General features: G+C 65.6%; 21 protein-coding genes. 6 read left to right on the top strand and 15 right to left on the bottom strand.

The window, feature by feature from the left end; all coding sequences use genetic code 11:
- Nucleotides 1-126: 126 nt before the first annotated feature.
- From DB708_RS24670 to DB708_RS24655, 4 genes are read right to left on the bottom strand one after another with little or no spacing between them, the layout of a single operon-like run.
- Nucleotides 127-876 (bottom strand): phosphoglyceromutase, encoded by a 750-nt coding sequence (locus DB708_RS24670; RefSeq protein ID WP_108926285.1) that lies wholly within the window; start codon nt 874-876, stop codon nt 127-129.
- Between the two features lie 25 nt (nt 877-901).
- Nucleotides 902-1,417, bottom strand: coding sequence for a type III secretion system chaperone family protein (locus tag DB708_RS24665; RefSeq protein ID WP_165839911.1), 516 nt, complete (start codon nt 1,415-1,417; stop codon nt 902-904).
- The gene (gene mshA, locus DB708_RS24660) at nt 1,414-2,748 is read right to left on the bottom strand and encodes a D-inositol-3-phosphate glycosyltransferase (RefSeq protein ID WP_165839910.1); all 1,335 of its coding nucleotides are present in this window, start codon (nt 2,746-2,748) and stop codon (nt 1,414-1,416) included. The genes DB708_RS24665 and mshA overlap by 4 nt, the downstream gene beginning before the upstream one ends.
- Before the next feature lie 59 nt (nt 2,749-2,807).
- On the bottom strand, nt 2,808-4,115 hold the full coding sequence (locus tag DB708_RS24655; protein ID WP_235616931.1) for an ROK family protein: 1,308 nt from the start codon (nt 4,113-4,115) through the stop codon (nt 2,808-2,810).
- Between the two features lie 178 nt (nt 4,116-4,293).
- Between DB708_RS24655 and DB708_RS24650 the strand changes: the two genes are divergently transcribed.
- Nucleotides 4,294-5,043, top strand: a complete 750-nt coding sequence (locus DB708_RS24650) for an SDR family oxidoreductase (RefSeq protein ID WP_108926085.1) — start codon at nt 4,294-4,296, stop codon at nt 5,041-5,043.
- On the opposite strand, the gene DB708_RS24645 is transcribed toward DB708_RS24650, so the two are convergent.
- Both DB708_RS24645 and DB708_RS24640 read right to left on the bottom strand, forming a co-directional pair.
- On the bottom strand, nt 5,027-6,388 hold the full coding sequence (locus DB708_RS24645) for a L,D-transpeptidase (RefSeq protein ID WP_409347628.1): 1,362 nt from the start codon (nt 6,386-6,388) through the stop codon (nt 5,027-5,029). The two genes, DB708_RS24650 and DB708_RS24645, sit on opposite strands and share 17 nt — an antisense overlap.
- A 39-nt stretch (nt 6,389-6,427) precedes the next feature.
- A complete protein-coding gene (locus DB708_RS24640; RefSeq protein ID WP_409347633.1) occupies nt 6,428-7,528 on the bottom strand; it encodes a UDP-N-acetylmuramate dehydrogenase in 1,101 nt (366 codons plus the stop codon).
- A 2-nt stretch (nt 7,529-7,530) separates the two neighbouring features.
- On the opposite strand from DB708_RS24640, the gene DB708_RS24635 reads away from it, so the two are divergent.
- The 3 genes from DB708_RS24635 (at nt 7,531) to DB708_RS24625 (ending at nt 9,976) form a co-directional block, all read left to right on the top strand.
- A complete protein-coding gene (locus DB708_RS24635; RefSeq protein WP_108926082.1) occupies nt 7,531-8,052 on the top strand; it encodes a DUF2505 domain-containing protein in 522 nt (173 codons plus the stop codon).
- Between the two features lie 80 nt (nt 8,053-8,132).
- Complete coding sequence (locus DB708_RS24630; RefSeq protein ID WP_108926081.1) at nt 8,133-8,975, top strand: carbon-nitrogen hydrolase family protein; 843 nt, start codon at nt 8,133-8,135, stop codon at nt 8,973-8,975.
- Nucleotides 8,972-9,976 (top strand): LmeA family phospholipid-binding protein, encoded by a 1,005-nt coding sequence (locus tag DB708_RS24625; protein ID WP_108926080.1) that lies wholly within the window; start codon nt 8,972-8,974, stop codon nt 9,974-9,976. The genes DB708_RS24630 and DB708_RS24625 overlap by 4 nt, the downstream gene beginning before the upstream one ends.
- A gap of 8 nt (nt 9,977-9,984) precedes the next feature.
- On the opposite strand, the gene deoC is transcribed toward DB708_RS24625, so the two are convergent.
- From deoC to DB708_RS24595, 6 genes are all read right to left on the bottom strand, one after another.
- On the bottom strand, nt 9,985-10,653 hold the full coding sequence (deoC, locus tag DB708_RS24620; RefSeq protein WP_108926079.1) for a deoxyribose-phosphate aldolase: 669 nt from the start codon (nt 10,651-10,653) through the stop codon (nt 9,985-9,987).
- Entirely contained in the window at nt 10,650-11,087 is a 438-nt protein-coding gene (locus tag DB708_RS24615; RefSeq protein WP_108926078.1) for a DUF2599 domain-containing protein, read from the bottom strand. Before DB708_RS24615 ends, deoC begins: the two co-directional genes overlap by 4 nt.
- Before the next feature lie 4 nt (nt 11,088-11,091).
- A complete protein-coding gene (locus DB708_RS24610; protein ID WP_036466514.1) occupies nt 11,092-11,379 on the bottom strand; it encodes a DUF2516 family protein in 288 nt (95 codons plus the stop codon).
- Nucleotides 11,380-11,422: 43 nt separating this feature from the next.
- Entirely contained in the window at nt 11,423-12,031 is a 609-nt protein-coding gene (locus DB708_RS24605) for a heparin-binding hemagglutinin (protein WP_108926076.1), read from the bottom strand.
- 313 nt (nt 12,032-12,344) lie between these two features.
- Nucleotides 12,345-12,752, bottom strand: a complete 408-nt coding sequence (locus DB708_RS24600) for a helix-turn-helix domain-containing protein (RefSeq protein WP_108926075.1) — start codon at nt 12,750-12,752, stop codon at nt 12,345-12,347.
- Between the two features lie 87 nt (nt 12,753-12,839).
- A complete protein-coding gene (locus DB708_RS24595; protein ID WP_201263610.1) occupies nt 12,840-14,219 on the bottom strand; it encodes a DUF445 domain-containing protein in 1,380 nt (459 codons plus the stop codon).
- Between the two features lie 133 nt (nt 14,220-14,352).
- Between DB708_RS24595 and DB708_RS24590 the strand changes: the two genes are divergently transcribed.
- Entirely contained in the window at nt 14,353-15,054 is a 702-nt protein-coding gene (locus tag DB708_RS24590) for a TetR/AcrR family transcriptional regulator (protein ID WP_108926074.1), read from the top strand.
- A gap of 181 nt (nt 15,055-15,235) precedes the next feature.
- Nucleotides 15,236-16,099, top strand: a complete 864-nt coding sequence (gene pcaA / locus DB708_RS24585) for a cyclopropane mycolic acid synthase PcaA (protein WP_108926073.1) — start codon at nt 15,236-15,238, stop codon at nt 16,097-16,099.
- Between the two features lie 49 nt (nt 16,100-16,148).
- On the opposite strand, the gene DB708_RS24580 is transcribed toward pcaA, so the two are convergent.
- From DB708_RS24580 to aceA, 3 genes are all read right to left on the bottom strand, one after another.
- Nucleotides 16,149-17,009 carry a cyclopropane mycolic acid synthase family methyltransferase gene (locus tag DB708_RS24580; protein ID WP_108926072.1) on the bottom strand — a complete coding sequence of 287 codons (861 nt, stop codon included), beginning with the start codon at nt 17,007-17,009 and terminating at the stop codon, nt 16,149-16,151.
- 109 nt (nt 17,010-17,118) lie between these two features.
- The gene (locus tag DB708_RS24575; RefSeq protein ID WP_108926071.1) at nt 17,119-17,982 is read right to left on the bottom strand and encodes a 3-hydroxybutyryl-CoA dehydrogenase; all 864 of its coding nucleotides are present in this window, start codon (nt 17,980-17,982) and stop codon (nt 17,119-17,121) included.
- 157 nt (nt 17,983-18,139) lie between these two features.
- Nucleotides 18,140-19,426, bottom strand: coding sequence for an isocitrate lyase (gene aceA / locus DB708_RS24570; protein ID WP_108926070.1), 1,287 nt, complete (start codon nt 19,424-19,426; stop codon nt 18,140-18,142).
- Nucleotides 19,427-19,573: the final 147 nt, after the last annotated feature.

Genomic DNA, 19,573 nt, shown 5'->3' with positions numbered 1-19,573 from the left:
GCGGAACGAGGCCAAAATCGGACAAGTCACAACTTGCGCCACAGGTGTTCGGCTGCCGTTCATGCGGAATTTGGCCAGAGGGCCTTTTGGGCTCAAAAGCGACGAAAATCAGGCCGCGCGGCCAACCTACCGGGCTCCCTGGCTGGCTACCGCCGCGGCGCCGGCCGCCGCAGCGTCGGGGTCCAGGTAGGTACCGCCCGGCACCACCGGACGCAGGTCCGCGTCCAGGTCGTAACGCAGCGGAATCCCGGTCGGGATGTTCAGCTCGGAGATCTCATCGTCGGAGACCTGGTCGAGGTGCTTGACCAGGGCGCGCAGCGAGTTGCCGTGGGCGACGATCAGCACCGTCTTGCCAAAGCGCAGATCCGGGACGATGACGTCGGTGAAGTACGGCAGGAACCGCACCACCACATCGGCCAGGCATTCGGTCAGCGGGCCGCCGCCGATATCGGCATAACGCGGGTCGGCGTCCTGGCTGAACTCGCTGCCCTTCTCGATTGGCGGCGGCGGGGTGTCGTAGCTGCGCCGCCACGCCATGAACTGCTCGTCGCCGTAGCGGGCCTTCGTTTCGGCCTTGTCGAGGCCTTGCAGCGCGCCGTAGTGACGTTCGTTGAGCCGCCAGCTGCGGTGTACCGGGATCCACAGCCGGTCGGCCGCATCCAGTGTCAGGTGTGCGGTGGTGATCGCGCGGCGCAACAGCGAGGTGTAGAGCACGTCGGGCAGCAAGTTATGTTCGGTCAGCAGCTTGCCGCTGCGAACCGCTTCGGTGCGGCCCTTTTCGGTGAGGCCGACGTCGACCCACCCCGTGAACAGGTTCAGCGAGTTCCACTCGCTTTCGCCGTGGCGAAGCAGTACCAGCGTCGCAGTGTCACCCATGCCGGTCAGTCTCTCACGCACTCATTCAGCGGTCGTCATCGTCGTCGTCGATCAAGTGGGCGAAGGCCTCCAGATTCTTCAGCGACTCGCCACGCGACACCCGCCAATCCCATTCCTTCTGAATCGATGAGCGAAAACCCAACTCCAGCAAAGTATTAAAGTCTGCATCCACCGCTTCGAGTACCTGCCCCAGCACTCGATCGATCTCCTCGGCGTCAACCGATGCCAGCGACATCCGGCCAACCAGATAGATGTCGCCGACGTTGTCCAGCGTGTAAGCGACTCCGTAAAGCCGGCGGTTGCGCCTGAGCAGGAACCGGTAGACGCCCTCATAGTTCTCGTCGGGCTTGCGGCACACGAACGCCTCGACGCGCACCGAGTGCTCGCCGATGCTCAGGATGGTGTTGGTCTTGAGCTTGCGCTCACCGGGCAGCTCCACCACCAGCCCCGGCTTCCCACCATGTGCGCCTTCGTGTTTCGAGTACGTCAGATCGCTGGCATCGAGGGCACGCTCGATCAGCTGCTGCACGGACGAATTCACGCGCCCACCCCGTGACGCGGTGTCCAGCGGCGCGGTTTGCGGGCGGCGACCCGGTCGCGAACCCGGCGCTGCCGCGCCGCGGTGAAGTCGCCGATGGCCCGCCGGTAGCTGGCCAGCAACGCGTCAGTGGTGCTTTCCCAGGAGAATGTCGCCGCGTGCGCGGCCGCGGCCCGGCTCATCGCCGTGCCCTGCGGCGTGCCGTCCAACCGCAGCAGCCCATCGAGTGCGTGCGCCCAGTCGCCGACGTCGTGCCCGGAAACCAGCGAGCCGGTGACACCGTCGCGCACCGCCACCGGCAGCCCGCCGACCGCCGCCGCCACCACCGGAGTTCCGCAGGCCTGCGCCTCGACGGCGACCAAGCCGAAAGACTCCGAATAGCTTGGCACCGCAACAAGATTCGAGGCCTGGAACAAGGTGGCCAGATTCTCCCGGGACTGCGGCGGCAGGAACGTCACCCGCGCCGCGATCCCGAGTTCGTCGGCCAGCCGAACCAAACCGTCCGGGGTGGCCAGGCCACTGCCCGACGGCCCGCCGGCCACCACGATGCGCACCGCCGGCAGTTTCGCCGCCGCCCGCAGCACGATGTCGGGCGCCTTCAACGGCTGGATGCGCCCGACGAACGCCACGATCTGTTCGTCGAGCGGCAGTCCCAGCGCGGCCCGCGCCGCGCGGCGATCACCCGGATGAAACACCTCCAGGTCGACGCCGGGATGAACCACGTCGATTCGCTCCGGACCGGCGCGATGGATCGAAATCAATTGCCTTGCTTCATCATCGGTGTTGACGATCAGCCGGTCTGCCTCGTCGACGACCTGCTGCTCCCCCACGGTGCGCAGCGGCGGCTCGGGCGCATCGCCGTTGGCCAGCGCCGCGTTCTTGACCGCGGCAAGCGTGTGCGCGGTATGCACCAGCGGCACCGCCCAGCGGTCGCGGGCCAGCCAGCCGACCTGACCGGACAGCCAGTAGTGGGAGTGCACGATGTCGTAGTGGCCGGGCTCATGCGACGCTTCGGCACGCAGCACCCCGGCCGCGAACGCGCACAGCTGGGTGGGCAGGTCGTACTTGTCCAGGCCCTCGAACGGTCCCGCCACCACGTTGCGCACCAGCACGCCGGGCTCAACCTGCACGACCGGCGGATCGGCCGACGCGGTGGCCCGGGTGAAGATCTCCACCTCGATACCGCGCCGGGCCAGATGCAGCGCACTTTGCAGCACGTACACGTTCATCCCGCCGGCGTCGCCGGTGCCCGGTTGAGCCAGGGGTGAGGTGTGCACTGCCAGTAGCGCGACCCGGCGTGGATCGCTGCGCAGGAGGACGTCGTCGTGCCGCACACTTTCATCTTTACAGGACGGGCTTTCACCCAGCCCAGCCCGCGTGCGGCTTGTTCGCGTCAGGCGGAAGACTCCGGGATGATTTCCGGGATCCGGGAGCCGATCACACCGGCACGGCGCATCGCACCCAGCGGGTCGGCGTACACCCCGCCCAGCGACACAATTCCTGCTCCGGCCTCCTGCACCCGGTTGCCGAAGGCGGTGACGCGGACGTCCCGCGGCGCCAGCACCGAGCGCTCGGTGAACGCCTCCTCGACCCGCTCCATCGCCTCCGGATATTCGGTGAAGGCCTGGCCGCCGACCACCAGCTCGTCGGGATTGAGCAAGTCACGCAGCAGCGCGACCGCCTCACCGAGCACCCGGGCCCGCTCCGAGAGCAGATCTTTGGCTTGCTGGTTCCCGGCCCGGGCCACCCGCAGCAGATCGGTGATCGCGGTGGCGGAGCCGTTGGCACGGCCCGCGGGAGCCGTCGGCAGGATTCGCAGCCGGCGCGCCGCCGCCAGCACGGCCTCGTCGCTGACCGTGGATTCGAGCTGGCCGCTGCCGCCGAGCAGTTCAGAGTGGGCCGGCAGGCCCGCGATGGTGCCGGGGCCGCTGGACGGGCAGTGCACTCGTCCGCCGATGACCAGCGCGTAGCCGACGGTCTCGCGGGCGTAGACGTACAGGCTGGTCGGTGAGCTCGGCGCGAACTGGCGCATGCCCAACAACAGCTCGGCTCCGGCCATCGCATCGACGTGCGAGGCCACCGACACCGGCAGGCTCAGCGCGTCAGCCAGCACCGGTCCGACCGGCGCTTGCCGCCAGCCCAGCCGCGGGTGGTCGACGTGACCGGTGGTGCCGTCGACCGTGCCACCGATTGCCACCCCGACCCAGAGCGGCCGGCGGCGATGCCAGCGCCGCAGGTACCGGGTGGCGCTCTCGGCCAGCGACGTCAGCGCGGCTCCCGGGGGGCTCAGCGGCGTCGGGGTTTCCACCGTGTCCAGCGTGCGGCCGAACAAATCGGTGGCCACGATGCTGGTGGTCCGCGCGCCGATGTGGATGCCCAGCGTCACGAACGGTTCGTGGTTGAGCTCCACCGGTACCCGAGGGCGTCCGATGGCACCGGAAACCGCTAGGTCGGCACGCTCCCGCAGCAAACCCGCGTCGAGCAGCGCAATTACTTGCCTGTTCACCGTCGCGATGCTCAGCGACGTGACTCCGGCGATGACGTCGCGGCCGACTGGGCCGCGCAACCGGACCGCCCGAAATACCGAGGCCGCGGCGGAGTTGGAGATGTGCAGCGACGGCGGCAGAATCTGGCGGTGCAGCCGCAGGTGACCCTTACGGCTGGGCGAATGAAGTGTATGAGTGAGAGAAGTCGAGCGCACGAGCGTCCTTTGTCCGAGTTCCAAATGGCCGGTCTTGGCCACAACCTGTGTTGGGTTCAGGCGCGGCAAAGTGCGCGGCAACAACACGCACATGCCGCGCAAAGACACGCGGCTGTGTTGCTGAACTGGGCGCTGTGGTGCACACGAGAAATTTAGCACGTTTATTAGAGTTGTCTCGGTGAGTTCAGCTAATGCGGATCAACGAGTTGCAGTGGTCACGGGCGCAAGCTCCGGAATCGGCGAAGCAACCGCTAAAACCCTTGCAGCCCTTGGGTTTCACGTTGTCGTTGTGGCGCGCCGCGCCGATCGGATAAATGCCCTGGCGAACGAGATCGACGGCACGGCAATTGTGGCCGACGTCACAGACGATGCTGGGGTCGAGGCGTTTGCGAGCAAATTGAGCCGGGTCGATGTGCTGGTCAACAACGCCGGGGGCGCTCGCGGATTGGCACCCGTCGCCGGCGCCGACCTCGAGCACTGGCAGTGGATGTGGGAGACCAACGTGATTGGCACGCTGCGGGTCACCCGCGCGCTGCTGCCCAAGCTGATCGACTCTGGCGACGGCCTGATCATCACCGTCACCTCGGTCGCCGCCTTCGAGGTCTACGACAACGGCGCGGGGTACACGGCAGCCAAGCACGCACAAGGCGCGCTGCATCGCACCCTGCGCGGCGAGCTACTGGGCAAGCCGGTGCGGCTCACCGAAATCGCTCCGGGCGCGGTGGAAACCGAGTTTTCGCTGGTCCGCTTCGACGGCGATGAGCAACGCGCGGGCTCGGTCTATGACGGCATCACGCCGCTGACGGCGGCCGACGTGGCCGAGGTGATCGGGTTCGTGGCCTCGCGGCCTTCGCACGTCGACTTGGACCTGATCGTGCTGAAGCCGCGCGACCAGGCCAACACCATGCGGTTTAACCGCCGGGGCTAGGCGACGTCGTCGTGGTGGTGGTGGGTGTGCCCGACAAACTCGGCGCGGTCGACGGTGTGACCGGCGCGGTGAGCGGGATCTGGCTGGCTGGCGGATGCGCGTTCGGCGTCGGCAGCGCCGACATGGCCACCCAGGTATCCCAGTCGACGGCCCAGTCCCAGATGTCGCCGTCGGAGTAGGACAACTGGATGGTGCTGCCCGTCACCTCGACCGGGTCGCCGTAGATCGCTGTCGGGTAGTACTCCGCGGCGTCCTCGGTTGACAGGTTGATACAGCCGTTGGTGACGTTGGTGTTGCCCTGTGCTCCCGCGCTCGATGGGTTGGCGTGAATGAACTCGCCGTTGTTGGAGATCCGCACCGCCCAGCGCTCGTGCACGTGGCTGTAGCCGGCGGCCGGGTTGGACATGTAGAAGTCGGCGTACTTCTCGGTGACCACGTGGATGCCGTTGCGGGTGACGTTGCGTGCCTTGTCGGCCTCGCCGTAGCTGCACGGGAAGTCCATGATCACGCCGGCATCGGTGATGACCTGGATGCGGTGCGACGGCACCTCGGCCTTGACCACCTGCTTGCGGCCGATCTGGATCTTCAACGACATGTCCTGCAGCCCGTAGGCGCTGTCGCCGAACGGCAGCCCGTAGAACTTCGCGTCGACATTCACGGTGGTGCCCGCCGGGTAGTACTCGCGCGGCCGGTAGTGGATACGTGCGCCCTGCTGCTCGTCGGGGAGCCAGGCCCAACTGCCCTCCACGGGCGGGTTGGTGGTCACGGTCAGCGCCTTCTCGACGGCGGCCTTGTCGGTGATCGGCGCGTCGAATTGGATGATGATCGGCGCGGCGACGCCGACAGTCTGACCGTCGGCCAACTGGAAGCCGCCGTCGATCTTCTTGGTGGGCGCCACGGTGGTGAACTTGCCCGTGACGGGAACGGCCTTGCCGTCGTGGCCGACGACCGATCCGCTCCAGCTGTAGCTCGCGTCGTAGCCCAACGGCTCGGTCGTCGTGTAGACGGTGCGGTCTTGGTTGAACGCCCCGGCAACGGTCTTGCCGGACGAATTCGTCAACGCCACCTTCTGGAACCAGCCGTCGCTGACCGAAACACTGACCGGGGCGATGGGGACCACGTCGGCGGCGGCGTCGGCGGGCTGGTACTTCAGATTTGGTGCCGACTGCTCTTTGTTCTTGTGCGCTTGCTTGGCCACGGTGCCGCTGCAGGCGGCCAGCACACTCGGCGCGAACACACCCAACCCAAGGGCCGCCAAAGCCAGGCGCCGGTTCACTGGCGGCGGGGCGTCGGAAGTGCTCACGACAATAAAAGATACCGGCAGGACCGGCACCGTCGGCGCCACAATCAGTCGGGTAAGCGTACAGCTAGACCAAATTCACAGCTACAGGCCACAGCCCACCAGGACAGGTTCGGGTTCCAGTGTGATGGCAAACACGGCGCGAACCCCGTCGCGGACGGCTCGAGCGAGCGCCATCACATCCGCGGTGGATGCGTTGCCGCGATTGCTCAGAGCAAGCGCGTGCTTGGTGGACAACCGGCACGGGGCGGACAGATCCTCCGGATAACCCTTACCGAACCCCGCGTGCTCCACCAGCCAGCCGGCGGCCAACTTGACGCCGTCGGGTGCTGGATAGTTCGGCACCGGCCCGTCGGTCCGGGCCGCCAGTGATTCATAAACGCCCGGCGCGACAACCGGGTTGGTGAAGAACGAACCCACGCTCCAGGTGTCGTGGTCGGCCGCGTCGAGCACCATGCCCTTGCGCGCCCGCAGGGCCAGCACAGCCTCGCGAACCGCCGCCGGTTCGGCACGCTCACCGCTGGTCGCGTTCAGCGCCGTCGCGAGTTCGCCGTAGCGCAATGGCGCGCTGCGGCCCGAGTCGTCCAGCGCGAACTCCACTTCCAGTACGACCGCTGGGACCCGCTGACCGCCGGCTCGCTTGAACATGCTGGTGCGGTAGCCGAAGCCCAGCTCACCGCCCGGTATCCAGCGCACCGCGCCGCTGCCGCGATCCAGCACGCGGACGCGGCTGATGGTGTCGGATACCTCTGCGCCGTAAGCCCCGACGTTCTGCACCGGGGTGGCACCGGCCGATCCCGGGATGCCGGACAGGCATTCCAGCCCGCCCAGCCCGTGCTCGATGGACGCGAGCACCACGTCGTCCCAGACGGCGCCGGCCTCGGCGCGCACCACGTTGCCGTCGACGGTGATCCCGCGAGTGGCCAACTGCACCGCGGTCAGGTCGGTCAGGTCGTCGGCGATCACCAGGTTGGAGCCACCGGCGAACACCAGAACCGGTCCGCGGCTTGCCCGGTCCAGCTCCGCCAGCACGGCGACGATTTGTTCGCTGCTGGTGCAGGTAATCAGGCGTCTCGCGGCCGGTCCCACCCGCAAAGTGGTCAGCGGAGCCAACGGCGCCGCCTCGGCGACGCGCGCACCCGCGTACAGCGATCCGGTCACGGGCCGTAACGGTAGCCTGACCAGCTATGCCCCGCTCATTCGACTTGGCCGCGGATTACGCGGACAGTGTCGAAAAGCTTCATCGGGCCTTCGGTGAGGCGGACTACTGGCGGGCCAGGCTGGCCGACATTCCGGTCGACCGCGCGAGGCTGGAATCGATCCTGGTCGGTGGTGAATCCGGGGACGACGGCACCATCGAAGTGGTGACGCTGCAGGAAGTGCGCAGTCACAACCTGCCGGCCATGGTCACCCAGCTGCACCGTGGCGATCTCTCTTTCAAACGCGAAGAGACCTGGGGACCAGTCACCGACGGCATCGCGGTGGCGTCCATCAAAGGCTCGATCGTGGACACCCCGGTGAACGTCTCGGGCACCGCAGAGCTGTCGCCGATAGCTCGCGGCGGCGCGCGTCTGACGTTCCGAATCACCATCCACGTGCGGATCCCCCTCATCGGCGGCAAGGTGGAGAAGATCATCGGCATTCATCTGGCCGATCTGGTGAGTAGAGAACACCGCTTCACCACGGAATGGATCACCAACAACGCGTGATTCGCTCCTAAGCTGAACTGGCCGCCTCCTCAACGCTCCGCAAATCGGAGCGCATCGTCACCGAGCCTAAGCTGGCGGCCATGCGAATTGCGTTGGCGCAAATGCTCAGTGGCAGCGATCCGGCGGCGAACCTGCAGCAGGTGCGCGGCTACACCGCCCAAGCCGCCGACGCCGGTGCCAGCCTGGTGGTGTTCCCCGAAGCGACCATGTGCCGATTCGGCGTGCCGCTAGGACCGATCGCCGAGCCCGTCGACGGCCCGTGGGCCGACGGTGTCCGGCGGATCGCGACCGACTCCGGCGTGACGGTGATCGCCGGGATGTTCACCCCATCCGGCGACGGGCGAGTGACGAACACGCTGATCGCGGCGGGTCCGGGCACTCCCAACCAGCCGGACACCCATTACGACAAAATCCATCTCTACGACGCGTTCGGCTTCACCGAGTCACGTACCGTGGCGCCCGGCCGGGAACCGGTGGTGATCACGGTCGACGGGGTCTCAGTGGGCCTGAGTGTTTGCTACGACATCCGTTTTCCGGAGCTCTACACCGAGCTGGCCCGGCGCGGGGCCCAGCTCATCGCCGTCTGCGCGTCCTGGGGTTCGGGTCCCGGAAAGCTCGAGCAGTGGACGTTGCTGGCCCGCGCCCGCGCGCTCGACTCGATGAGCTACGTTGCCGCGGCCGGTCAGGCCGATCCCGGTGCCACCCTGGCCAGCTCGGGATCTGCCTCCGGTGCGCCGATGGGGGTCGGTGGCAGCCTGGTGGCCTCACCGCTGGGTGAGGTGGTCGCCTCGGCCGGCTCGAACCCGCAGCTGGTGGTTGCCGACATCGAGATCGACAACGTCGCGAAGGCCCGGGACAGCATCGCAGTGCTGCGCAACCAGTCCGACTTTGCTCGTAGAGATAGGGCAGAATCGGTCGGGTGACGAACCCGCAAGGACCACCGAACGAGGGCCCGTCGTCGCAGGCTCCTCCCGGGGATCACGGACCCTTCGGGCCAATCTTCACCGAAGGCCCTACCGAGGGGTTGGGCGCCGACGATGCGGGCTCGCTGCCGAACACCGCAACCGCGGCGCAATACCCGGCGGGCGCGGACACCCAGCAGGCCGACTACACACCGCCGCCCGCTCCGCCGGCAGCCCCGACCGAGCGCATTGCCCCGATCGGCGAACAGCCGGCACCGGCGAAGAAGAAACGACTACGCGACCCGCTGTCGCTGCTTTTGATCGGCATCATCGTGGTTTCGCTGGTCGTCGCGGGATTGATCGGCGGCGAGCTGTACGCCCGGCGCGTGGCCGACACCAAGGTCGCCGAGGCGGTGGCCTGCGAGGTCAAGGATCAGGCCACCGCGTCGTTCGGGGTGGCACCGCTGTTGCTGTGGCAGCTCGCGACGCAGCACTTCACCAACATCTCGGCGTCGACAGCGGGCAATCAGATCCGCGATGCCAAGGGCATGAAGATCGATATCAACATCAAAGACGTCAAGCTGAACAGGACCGAGTCGTCGAAGGGCACCATCGGGTCGCTCGACGCGACCATCACCTGGACGAGTGACGGCATCAAGGGATCGGTGCAAAACGCGATACCGGTGCTGGGCCCCTTCGTCACCAACAGCGTGATCACCCATCCCGCGGACGGCACCATCGAGCTGAAGGGATTGCTCGACGACATCACCACCAAGCCAGTGGTGTCCGGCAACGGGATCAAGCTGCAGATCCAGAGCTTCAACGCGCTCGGCTTCACCATGCCGAGAGAGAGCGTGCAATCGACGCTGGACGCCTACACCGCAAACCTGACCGGCAATTACCCGTTGGGTATCCACGCGGACCGCGTGCAGGTGACGTCTACCGGCGTGACAAGCCACTTCTCGACCCAGAACGCCACCATTCCCACCGGCAGCACCAACCCCTGCTTCGCCAACATCTAGGCGCCGGGTTAGCCGAGTCCGTCAAGAACCGCCCGGGTGCCCGATAGGCCAAGCCTGGTCGCGCCGGCGTCCACCATCGCGATCGCGTCGGCCGCGGTGCGGATTCCGCCGCTGGCTTTGACCCCGAGGCGGCCGCCGACGGTCTCGGCCATCAGCGCGACCGCGCGCACCGATGCCCCGCCCGCGGGGTGAAACCCGGTCGAGGTTTTGACGAAGTCCGCGCCGGCATCCTCGGCGGCGCGGCACACCTCGGTCAGCGTGCGACCGTCCGAATCCCCCAACAGCACAGCCGATTCCACGATCACCTTGAGCACGGCCCCCGGGACCACGGCCCGCACCGCCGCGATGTCGGAGCGCACCGCGTCCAGCTCTGAAGCCAATGCGGCGCCGACGTCGATGACCATGTCGACTTCGCTTGCACCGGATGCCACCGCGCCAGCCGCCTCTTGCGCCTTGACCGCCGACGCGTGCTTGCCCGACGGGAAACCCGCCACCGTCGCAACCCGCACGCCCCCGGCCGCGACGGCGACCTCCACCATCGACGCAGAGACGCAGACCGCGTAGACACCCAAGTCGGCGGCTTCGGCCATCAGTGCGACGACATCGGCCTCGGTGGCCTCGGGTTTGAGCAGCGTGTGGTCGACGAGTGCGGCCAGCTGCTCACGATTCAGCGTCACGAGAACGATTCTTCCGGACCGCCGGGATTGCACCCGGACGCGAACATCTCGGTGTCATCGACGACGGGCCGCCACGGCTCGAGATTCCAGCTGGTCTTGCCGGGTTGCGCCGTTTCGGCGAATTGCCAATGGCAGATGAATTGCGCCCGTATGCCGGGGGTGTCCGCGTCCGGCGCCATCGCCAGCACCTCGGACCAGGCTTCGTCGGCCGCATCTGTCGTGCCGGGTTGCCGGGACGCCAGCCGCCCGGATGGTGTGGGGAAGACCCGCAGGCTGGTCAGCCGTGCCCACTGCGCCCATGCGGTGTGATCGACAAAAGGCGGGGAGTACACCGGATTCGGCGTCTCGGTGCCGGGATCGGCGGAGGCCGTCTCCGGGAGCAGGCCCAGCAGCGCGAGAACCGCCGCCGCAGGCGCGGCCAGCAGGGCCTTCATCGCGTCAGCGCGACTTACCCTGAATTTCGAGAAGTTTGGGCCGCACGTCCACCAGATACACACCGGCCGCGCAGGCCGCGATCGCCATTCCCAGCACGCCGAAAACGAAGCTCAGGATGGAAGTCAGCGCAACAGCCAGGCCCAGGATCACCAGCCACACCGGCTTGGTCAGCTTTTCGGCGGCGGTGTAGGCGTCGGGGCGCTGCATCGCAGCATGCACGAACGCGTACACCGACATCACCAGGACGCCGATCTGCAAGACCAACATGACGGTACCCACGAGGTGACTCACGACTTAAGGGTATGCGGGCACCGTCGGAAACGTCGAATCCGAACTACTTCTGGGTGACCTTCTTGGCCGCGGTCTTCTTGGCGGGAGCCTTCTTGGCCGGGGCCTTCTTGGCGGGAGCCTTCTTGGCCGGAGCCTTCTTCGCCACTGCCTTGCCGGCCGACTCAGCCTTCTTGGGCAGCTCGATGCCGACCAGCTTGGCCGCACGCTCACCGACCGCGCGAGTCTGCGTGGCGACGGTGCCCAGGGCTTCCTGGGTCAGTTCGACGGCCTGGTCGACGTAGCCCTCGGCGCGAGCCGTGGTCTCCTCGAAGGGCCGCTGGCTCCGCAGGCGCTGCAGCGCGGCCTCGCCCCGCTCGACCAGCTCGTTGTAGCGGTTGGTCGCGGCGTCGAGGTAGCCCTCGGCAGCCTTGCGCAGCTCGTCGGGAGTGAAGCGCTCGCGCAGCTCGGTGAACTGCTCGGGCAGGTCCTCCTGCAGCTTGGCGATGCGAGCGCGGCTCTCCTCGACCCGGCTGCGGGTGTCGGTGCGGGTGTCTTCGGCCCGGTCACGCAGGCTGCCGAGCAGCTCGTTCACCGTGGCCAGGGCCAGGTCTGCGGCACCCAGGGCCGCCAGCAGCGGCGCCCGAAGCTCTTCGATGTTCGTGTTTTCAGCCATGGTTTTTCCTTTCATGATTGGTTGTCGTTCTCAGGGTTGTGAAGCGTCTGGTTTGGAAGTCGAGGCAAGCGTCGGCTCCTCGTGCGAGGAGTAGTCAAGACCCGCGGATTGACATTGCACGCGGCTTGCCGGGAAACCTCCTGGTTGGTCGGGTCAGGTTGACGATCGAGTGGGTTTCGGCGCCGCACCGCGCCTTGAAACCAATGAGGATCAAGGGATCCTTCCCTTCTGGGTAACCCGGCGGCCCTTGGGATATACGTCACCAACTCAAACTCAGGCGATTTCGCAGCTGAGCGGGCCGGGCCGGGCTACTTCACTCGTGGCTATCGGATTCGGGCGGACACTCCTCATGGATCGATTCGTTTTGCTGGGCAAATGAGGCATAGATCTCGAGCAAAATCTGCTTCTGACGCTCGGTGATCGCCGTGTCGGTGATGATCGCGTCACGCACCTGGCTCTTGTCGCTCGGCTCAAGGATTCCGGCGCGCACATAGAGGACTTCGGCGGAGACCCGCAGCGCCTTCGCGATTTGACTGAGGACGTCGGCGGAGGGTTTACGCAGGCCGCGCTCGACCTGGCTCAGATAGGGATTGCTGACACCGGCCAGTTCGGCGAGTTGTCGCACCGAGACCTGAGCGAGCTCGCGCTGACTTCTGATGAAGCTGCCGATATCGGACGCCGCGGTAGACACCTTGGCGGAGAGCGTCTCCTCCGGTGACATTGCGTGCTCCTTGGGTCCGATGGCCAACCTTGACAGGAACAGAGCGTACGGACATGTGCTTGCATTTGCAAGCAGTAGTTAGCACCCCTAGAAGAACAGCTGCGCTATCGCGTAGATCGCCAGCCCCGCGAGCGACCCGACCACGGTGCCGTTGATCCGAATGAATTGGAGGTCACGGCCCACGTGCAGTTCGATTCGCCGGCTCGCCTCCTCGGCATCCCAGCGTTCGATCGTGTCGGTGATGATCGCGGTGATCTCGACGCCGTACTGCGAGACGAGATGTTGAGCGGCCCGCACGATCCAGCCGTCGACCTTGTCACGTAGCTCGGCGTCGTCGCGCAGTGACTCCCCGATGCGAACGACGGTGTCCGCGATGCGGGTGCGCAACGCGCTGGACGGATCGTCGACGCCCTCGAGCACCAGCCGCTTCAGCGTCGTCCACGCCGTCGCGGCCGCGTTGGCGATCTCGTCGCGGGCCATCAGCTGCTCTTTGATCGCGTCGGCGCGCACGATGGTGTCCGGGTCGTGTTGCAGGTCATCGGCGAACTCGAACAGGAAGCGGGTCGCCGAACGGCGCAACTCGTGGTCGGGGTTGCGCCGCACCTTGTCGGTGAAGTCCATCAATTCGCGGTGGATGCGGTCGCCGACGAGATGGTCGACGAACCGCGGCGACCAGGTCGGCGAGTCACGCTCGACTACTCGCTGGATGATCTCGCCCGCGTTCAGGGACCACTGAAAGGCCCGGTCGGCGAGCAGCTGGATGAGGGCTTCCTGCCGGTTCTCGGCGAGCAGCGTCGCCAGCACCCGCCCTACCGGCGGCCCCCACTGCGGTTCGGCGATCCGCCGCACGATCATCTTGTCGATCACCTGCTGGACGTCCTCGTCACGCAGCAGCTCGACGAGCACGCGAAGCACCGTCGCAGCCTCGCTCGCCACCCGCTCGGCGTGCGCCCGCTCCGAGAGCCACTTGCCGAGCCGCCCGGGCACCTGGGCGTCGCGCAGCTTCGTCTCCACCACCGCCGGCGACAGGAAGTTCTCCCGCACAAAGGTCCCCAGACCCTCGCCGAGTTGGTCCTTCTTCCGCTTGATGATCGCGGTGTGTGGGATCGGTATGCCCAGCGGGTGCTTGAACAACGCGGTCACCGCGAACCAGTCCGCGAGGGCACCCACCATGCCCGCCTCGGCGGCCGCGCCGACATAGCCGACCCAGACGCCCACGCTGCCGTGCGCCTGCGCCCATCGACAGGCGAGGAACACGCCGGTGGCACCAATCAAGAAACTCAATGCCACCAATTTCATCCGACGCAGCCCTATCCGGCGCTGCGCGTCCGCCTCCGGGTCGGCTCCAGCGAATGACTCCGCGAAGGATGTGCGGGTCCGCTGCGCCTCTGACGGCGTGGTTGGCTGCGGCCGCGGGGCGGCCGGCTCCGATACCTCTGTTCTCGGCGAGGCTCTGTGTACCACCACACCATCATGTATCGCCTGGGCCAATTCGTGTTACGACACCACCGCCCGCCGTCCCCGGAGATGGCGTCCGTCCGCCAAACAGACCCCCTCCGTCGTAGTATCGGGGACGTCTAGTGAATGGGAATCGTCGACAGTGACAGAGCAAATCCCGGCTGTAATCGTTAAGACGGACGGTCGCAAGCGGCGCTGGCATCAACACAAGGTCGAGCGTCGCAATGAGCTGGTTGACGGCACGATCGAGGCAATCCGCCGACACGGCCGCTACCTCAGCATGGACGAGATCGCGGCGGAGATCGGGGTTTCCAAGACGGTTCTGTACCGCTACTTCGTCGACAAGAACGATTTGACGACCGCGGTGATGCGCCGGATCGCGCAGACCACGCTGATTCCGAACATGGCCGCGGCGCTGTCCTCCAATCTCGACGGCATCGACCTGACCCGCGCGGTGATCCGCGTCTACGTCGACACAGTCGCGAACGAACCGGAACCATACCGGTTCGTGATGGCGAACAGCTCGGCCAGCAAAAGCAAGGTGATCGCCGACTCCGAGCGGATCATCGCCCGCATGATCGCGGTGATGCTGCGCCGCCGCATGGAGCAGGCCGGGATGGACACCGGCGGCGCGGAGCCATGGTCCTACTTGATCGTCGGCGGTGTGCAATTGGCCACTCACTCGTGGATGTCGAACCCGCGAATGAGCAGAGACGAACTGATCGACTACTTGACCATGCTTAGCTGGAATGCGCTATGCGGAATCGTCGAAGTGGGCGGATCACTGGAGAAGTTCCGCGAGGAGCCCCATCCTTCGCCGATCGTGCCCCCGCGAGAGTCCTGAACGATCCCTGGCGTGCCGCTCGTTTTGTGAATTGCCCCTGCTCCGTGTGACTCTAGGTGACGGCCGCGAGCACAACCTGTGCCGGTCGAACCCGCTAGCATGCAGTGAGGCATGCACCGGAGGTCGATAGGTTCCCTCCCGATTCGTTTCCTCCTCCGGGATACAGAAAGGCGTTTTCGTTATGGCCGTGCAGCTCACGCCGCAATTCGGAAACGTGCAAGCACACTACGACCTGTCTGACGATTTCTTCCGGCTTTTTCTGGACCCTTCGCAGACCTACAGCTGCGCGTACTTCGAGCGCGACGACATGACCCTGCAAGAGGCGCAGCTCGCCAAGATCGACCTGTCGCTGTCCAAGTTGCACCTCGAACCCGGGATGACATTGCTGGATGTCGGTTGCGGCTGGGGTGCCACCCTGCGGCGGGCCATCGAGAAGTACGACGTCAATGTCGTGGGCCTGACGTTGTCCCAGAACCAGGCCGAGCACGTCCAGAAATCCTTCGATCAGCTGGACACCGAGCGCACTCGGCGGGTGTTGCTGGAAGGCTGGGAGAAATTCGACGAGCCGGTCGACCGGATCGTTTCAATCGGTGCATTCGAGCACTTCGGCCGCGCGCGCTGGGGCCGCTTCTTCGAGATGGCCTATCGAGTACTGCCGGCCGACGGCGTGATGATGCTGCACACCATCGCGCGCCCGACGTTCAAGGAGACCCGGGCAAACGGCCGACCGCTGACCCACGAAGTCGTTCACTTCACACAGTTCATCCTGGCCGAGATCTTTCCCGGCGGCTGGCTGCCCACCGCTCAGTTGGTGGAAGAGCATGCTAGCGACGCCGGCTTTAAGATCACCCGGGTCCAGTCGCTGCAGCTGCACTATGCGCGAACCCTGGACATGTGGGCCGCCGCGCTGGAGGCCAACAAGGACAAGGCGATCGAGATCCAATCTCAAGCGGTCTACGACCGCTACATGAAGTACTTGACCGGTTGCGCCAAGCTGTTCCGCCAGGGCTACACCGACGTCGACCAATTCACCTGCGTCAAGTAGACCCCAGCAGAAAGGGCGGGCCGGGCTGTTTGTCCCGGCCCGCTTTCGTTTACTTTTCCAGCGTGAACTGGTCGACGTCGGTGATGCCCTTGTTGAAGAAGTTCTCGCAGCCCGTGAGGTAATGCATATAGCGGTCGTAGATGTCTTCGGACTGGATCTCGATCGCCTTGTCCTTGTTGGCCTCGAGGTTGGCGGCCCACATGTTCAGCGTCCGGGCGTAATGCGGCTGCAGCAATTGCACCTTCTCGACCGTGAATCCGGCGTCCGGCGCAAGCTGCAACAGGTCCTCCACGGCCGGCAACTGCCCACCCGGGAAAATCACGTCGCCGATGAACTTCGCGAAACGGATATCGTTCATCGTCAATTTGATGCCCTTTTCGAACATCGACTTCTGAGTCTGCGCCAGAATTGTGTGCAGCAGCATCCTGCCGCCGTTGGGAAGAACGTTGTAGGCACGGTCGAAGAACGCGGGGTAACGCTCCGACTTGAAGGCTTCGAAGGCGCCGATGGTGACGATCCGGTCGACCCGGTCCTCGAATTCTTCCCAGCCCTGCAGGCGCACCTCGACGGTGCGTTCGGTAGGAACCTTGGCCAGCCTGGCCTTGCTGTACTCGAACTGATTGCGGCTCAGCGTGATTCCGATGACGTTAACGTCGAACTTCTCAACCGCCCGTTGCAGCGCGCCGCCCCAGCCGCAACCGATGTCGAGCAACGTCATGCCGGGCTCAAGGTTCAGCTTGCCCAGCGCCAAGTCGAACTTCGCGTTCTGCGCCTCTTCCAGCGTCATGTCGTCACGCTCGAAGTAAGCGCACGTGTAACCCATCGTCGGGTCCAGGAACAATGCGAAAAACTCGTCCGAGACGTCGTAGATGGACTGCGACTCTTCGTAATACGGCCTGAGCTGCGTCATGCTAAATAATTACCTCTCGCTTTGGTGACCGCCAAAAATGATACCCGACGTGCTCACATGCTTCTCACAACGACAATGCGCAGGTCGGTGCAGAAATATGCGAGGCGGTTCAGTACGCGTAGAAGCCCTGACCCGACTTTTTGCCCAGCATGCCCGCCTCGACCATTCGCAGCAGCAGCGGCGGCGGACCGAAGTGCGGTTCCTTGAACTCCTCGAACAGCTTGTCGGCGATCAGTTTCAGTGTGTCCAAGCCAACAAGATCTGACAGCCGCAGCGGACCCATCGGGTGCGACAGGCCGGCGACGACCGCCTTGTCCACATCCTCGACGGTGGCGAATCCCGCCTCCACCATCCGGATGGCGGACAGCAGATAGGGCACCAGAAGGGCATTCACCACGAATCCGGATCGGTCGGAACAGCGCACCACCTGCTTGCCCAGCACCGCGCCGGCAAACTCTTCGGTACGAGCGGCGGCGGCTTCGTCGGTGACCAGCGTGCTGACCAATTCGACCAGCGGCAGCACCGGCACCGGGTTGAAGAAGTGCAGACCCAACACCCGCTGGGGGTTCTTGGTGGCCGCCGCGATCTTCATGATCGGAATGCTCGAAGTGTTCGACGCGAGCACCGCGTCGGGATCGGTGATTACCTCGTCGAGTTTCGCGAAGACTTCAGCCTTGACGGCGGCGTCCTCGATAATCGCCTCGATCACCAGCTGGCGGTCGGCGAGGTCCTTCAGATCGGTGGTGAAGGTGAGCTGGCTCAGAGCGCGGTCGCGCTCGCGCTCGGTGACTTTGCCCGCGCTGACGCCGCGCTCCAGCGACTTCACGATGCGGTTGCGGCCTGCCGTGATCAGTGCTTCGGTGGACTCGTACACCGTGACGGCGACACCGGCGCGGACCGAAACTTCGGCGATTCCGGACCCCATCTGGCCGGCTCCGACGACCCCAACCCGCTGAATCCCTTTGTCGCTCACTGCGTTTCTCTCCACTCGTAGTGTCTTGCACCGCAATAGGCCCCGCCCAGGATCGCTGGGCGGGGCCTATGCTACTTCAGCCGCGAGTTGCGCAGCTTAGCTCAGTGACTTCGGCCGTCGGTTTCACTTCGTCCTCGCGGCCAAAGCCCGCTCGTCCTCAGTGAAACTGACCCTCTTCGGTGGAACCGGCCAGCGCGGTGGTCGACGACGTCGGGTCGACCGTGGTGGCGATGCGGTCGAAGTAACCGGCACCGACCTCGCGCTGGTGCTTGGTCGCGGTGTAGCCGCGCTCTTCGGCGGCGAACTCGCGCTCCTGCAGCTCGACGTAGGCGCTCATCTGGTTGCGGGCGTAGCCGTAGGCCAGATCGAACATCGAGTAGTTCAGCGCGTGGAAGCCGGCCAGCGTGATGAACTGGAACTTGAATCCCATTGCGCCAAGCTCTTTTTGGAACTTCGCGATGGTGGAGTCGTCCAGGTGCTTGCGCCAGTTGAAGGAAGGCGAGCAGTTGTAGGCCAGCATCTGGTCGGGGAACTCGGACTTGACACCCTCGGCGAACTTGGCCGCGAGCTCGAGGTCCGGAGTCCCGGTCTCCATCCAGATCAGGTCGGAGTACGGCGCGTAGGCCTTGGCCCGCGCGATGCAGGGCTCGAGGCCGTTGCGGACGCGGTAGAAGCCTTCCTTGGTCCGCTCACCGGTGATGAACGGCTGGTCGCGCCCGTCGACGTCCGAGGTGATCAAGGTGGCCGCCTCGGCATCGGTGCGAGCGATCACGACCGTCGGCACACCGGCGACGTCGGCGGCCAGACGCGCCGAGGTCAGGGTGCGGATGTGCTGCTGGGTCGGGATCAGCACCTTGCCACCGAGGTGGCCGCATTTCTTCTCCGAAGCCAGCTGATCTTCCCAGTGCGACCCCGCGACGCCTGCGGCGATCATCGCCTTCTGAAGCTCGTACACATTGAGAGCGCCACCGAAGCCGGCCTCACCGTCAGCGACGATCGGTGCCAGCCAGTTCTCCACCGATCGGTCACCCTCGACCTTGGCGATCTCGTCGGCGCGCAGCAGCGCGTTGTTGATGCGACGGATGACCTGCGGCACCGAGTTCGCCGGGTACAGGCTCTGATCCGGGTAGGTGTGGCCGGACAGGTTCGCGTCGCCGGCGACCTGCCAACCGGACAGGTAGATCGCCTTCAGGCCGGCGCGCACCTGCTGCACGGCCATGTTGCCGGTCAGGGCACCCAGGGCGTTGATGTACTCCAGGTCGTGCAGCTGCTCCCACAGCACCTCGGCACCGCGACGGGCCAGCGTGTTCTCCTCGACGACGCTGCCCTGCAGGGCCACCACATCCTGGGCGGTGTAGGTGCGGCTGGTGTCCTTCCAGCGCGGGTTGGTGTCCCAGTCATGCTGGATCTGCTCGGCGCTCTTCGGGGTGCCAACAACAGACATTTGGGCTACTCCTTAACAGTCAAAATTTGTTAAGCCGTACCAGCGTTCGATAACAGCTTCACTCGTGTGTTAACACGACGATCGCACAGCCTGTTAATGCTGGTCCACCCATTTTGATTGCCAATTTCGGCCACGACCGAGCCGCGA

It is taken from the genome of Mycobacterium montefiorense (assembly GCF_003112775.1).
GTDB lineage: Bacteria > Actinomycetota > Actinomycetes > Mycobacteriales > Mycobacteriaceae > Mycobacterium > Mycobacterium montefiorense.
This window is presented reverse-complemented; position numbering and strand designations above follow the sequence as displayed.

What these genes read in the sequence shown, in the direction of transcription:
- DB708_RS24600 (WP_108926075.1), bottom strand. Translation starts at nt 12,752, where the DNA reads ATGTCACCGGAGGAGACGCTCTCCGCCAAGGTGTCTACCGCGGCGTCC.
- DB708_RS24615 (WP_108926078.1), bottom strand. Translation starts at nt 11,087, where the DNA reads ATGAAGGCCCTGCTGGCCGCGCCTGCGGCGGCGGTTCTCGCGCTGCTG.
- DB708_RS24630 (WP_108926081.1), top strand. Translation starts at nt 8,133, where the DNA reads ATGCGAATTGCGTTGGCGCAAATGCTCAGTGGCAGCGATCCGGCGGCG.
- DB708_RS24635 (WP_108926082.1), top strand. Translation starts at nt 7,531, where the DNA reads ATGCCCCGCTCATTCGACTTGGCCGCGGATTACGCGGACAGTGTCGAA.
- DB708_RS24605 (WP_108926076.1), bottom strand. Translation starts at nt 12,031, where the DNA reads ATGGCTGAAAACACGAACATCGAAGAGCTTCGGGCGCCGCTGCTGGCG.
- DB708_RS24670 (WP_108926285.1), bottom strand. Translation starts at nt 876, where the DNA reads ATGGGTGACACTGCGACGCTGGTACTGCTTCGCCACGGCGAAAGCGAG.
- pcaA (WP_108926073.1), top strand. Translation starts at nt 15,236, where the DNA reads ATGGCCGTGCAGCTCACGCCGCAATTCGGAAACGTGCAAGCACACTAC.
- DB708_RS24580 (WP_108926072.1), bottom strand. Translation starts at nt 17,009, where the DNA reads ATGACGCAGCTCAGGCCGTATTACGAAGAGTCGCAGTCCATCTACGAC.
- aceA (WP_108926070.1), bottom strand. Translation starts at nt 19,426, where the DNA reads ATGTCTGTTGTTGGCACCCCGAAGAGCGCCGAGCAGATCCAGCATGAC.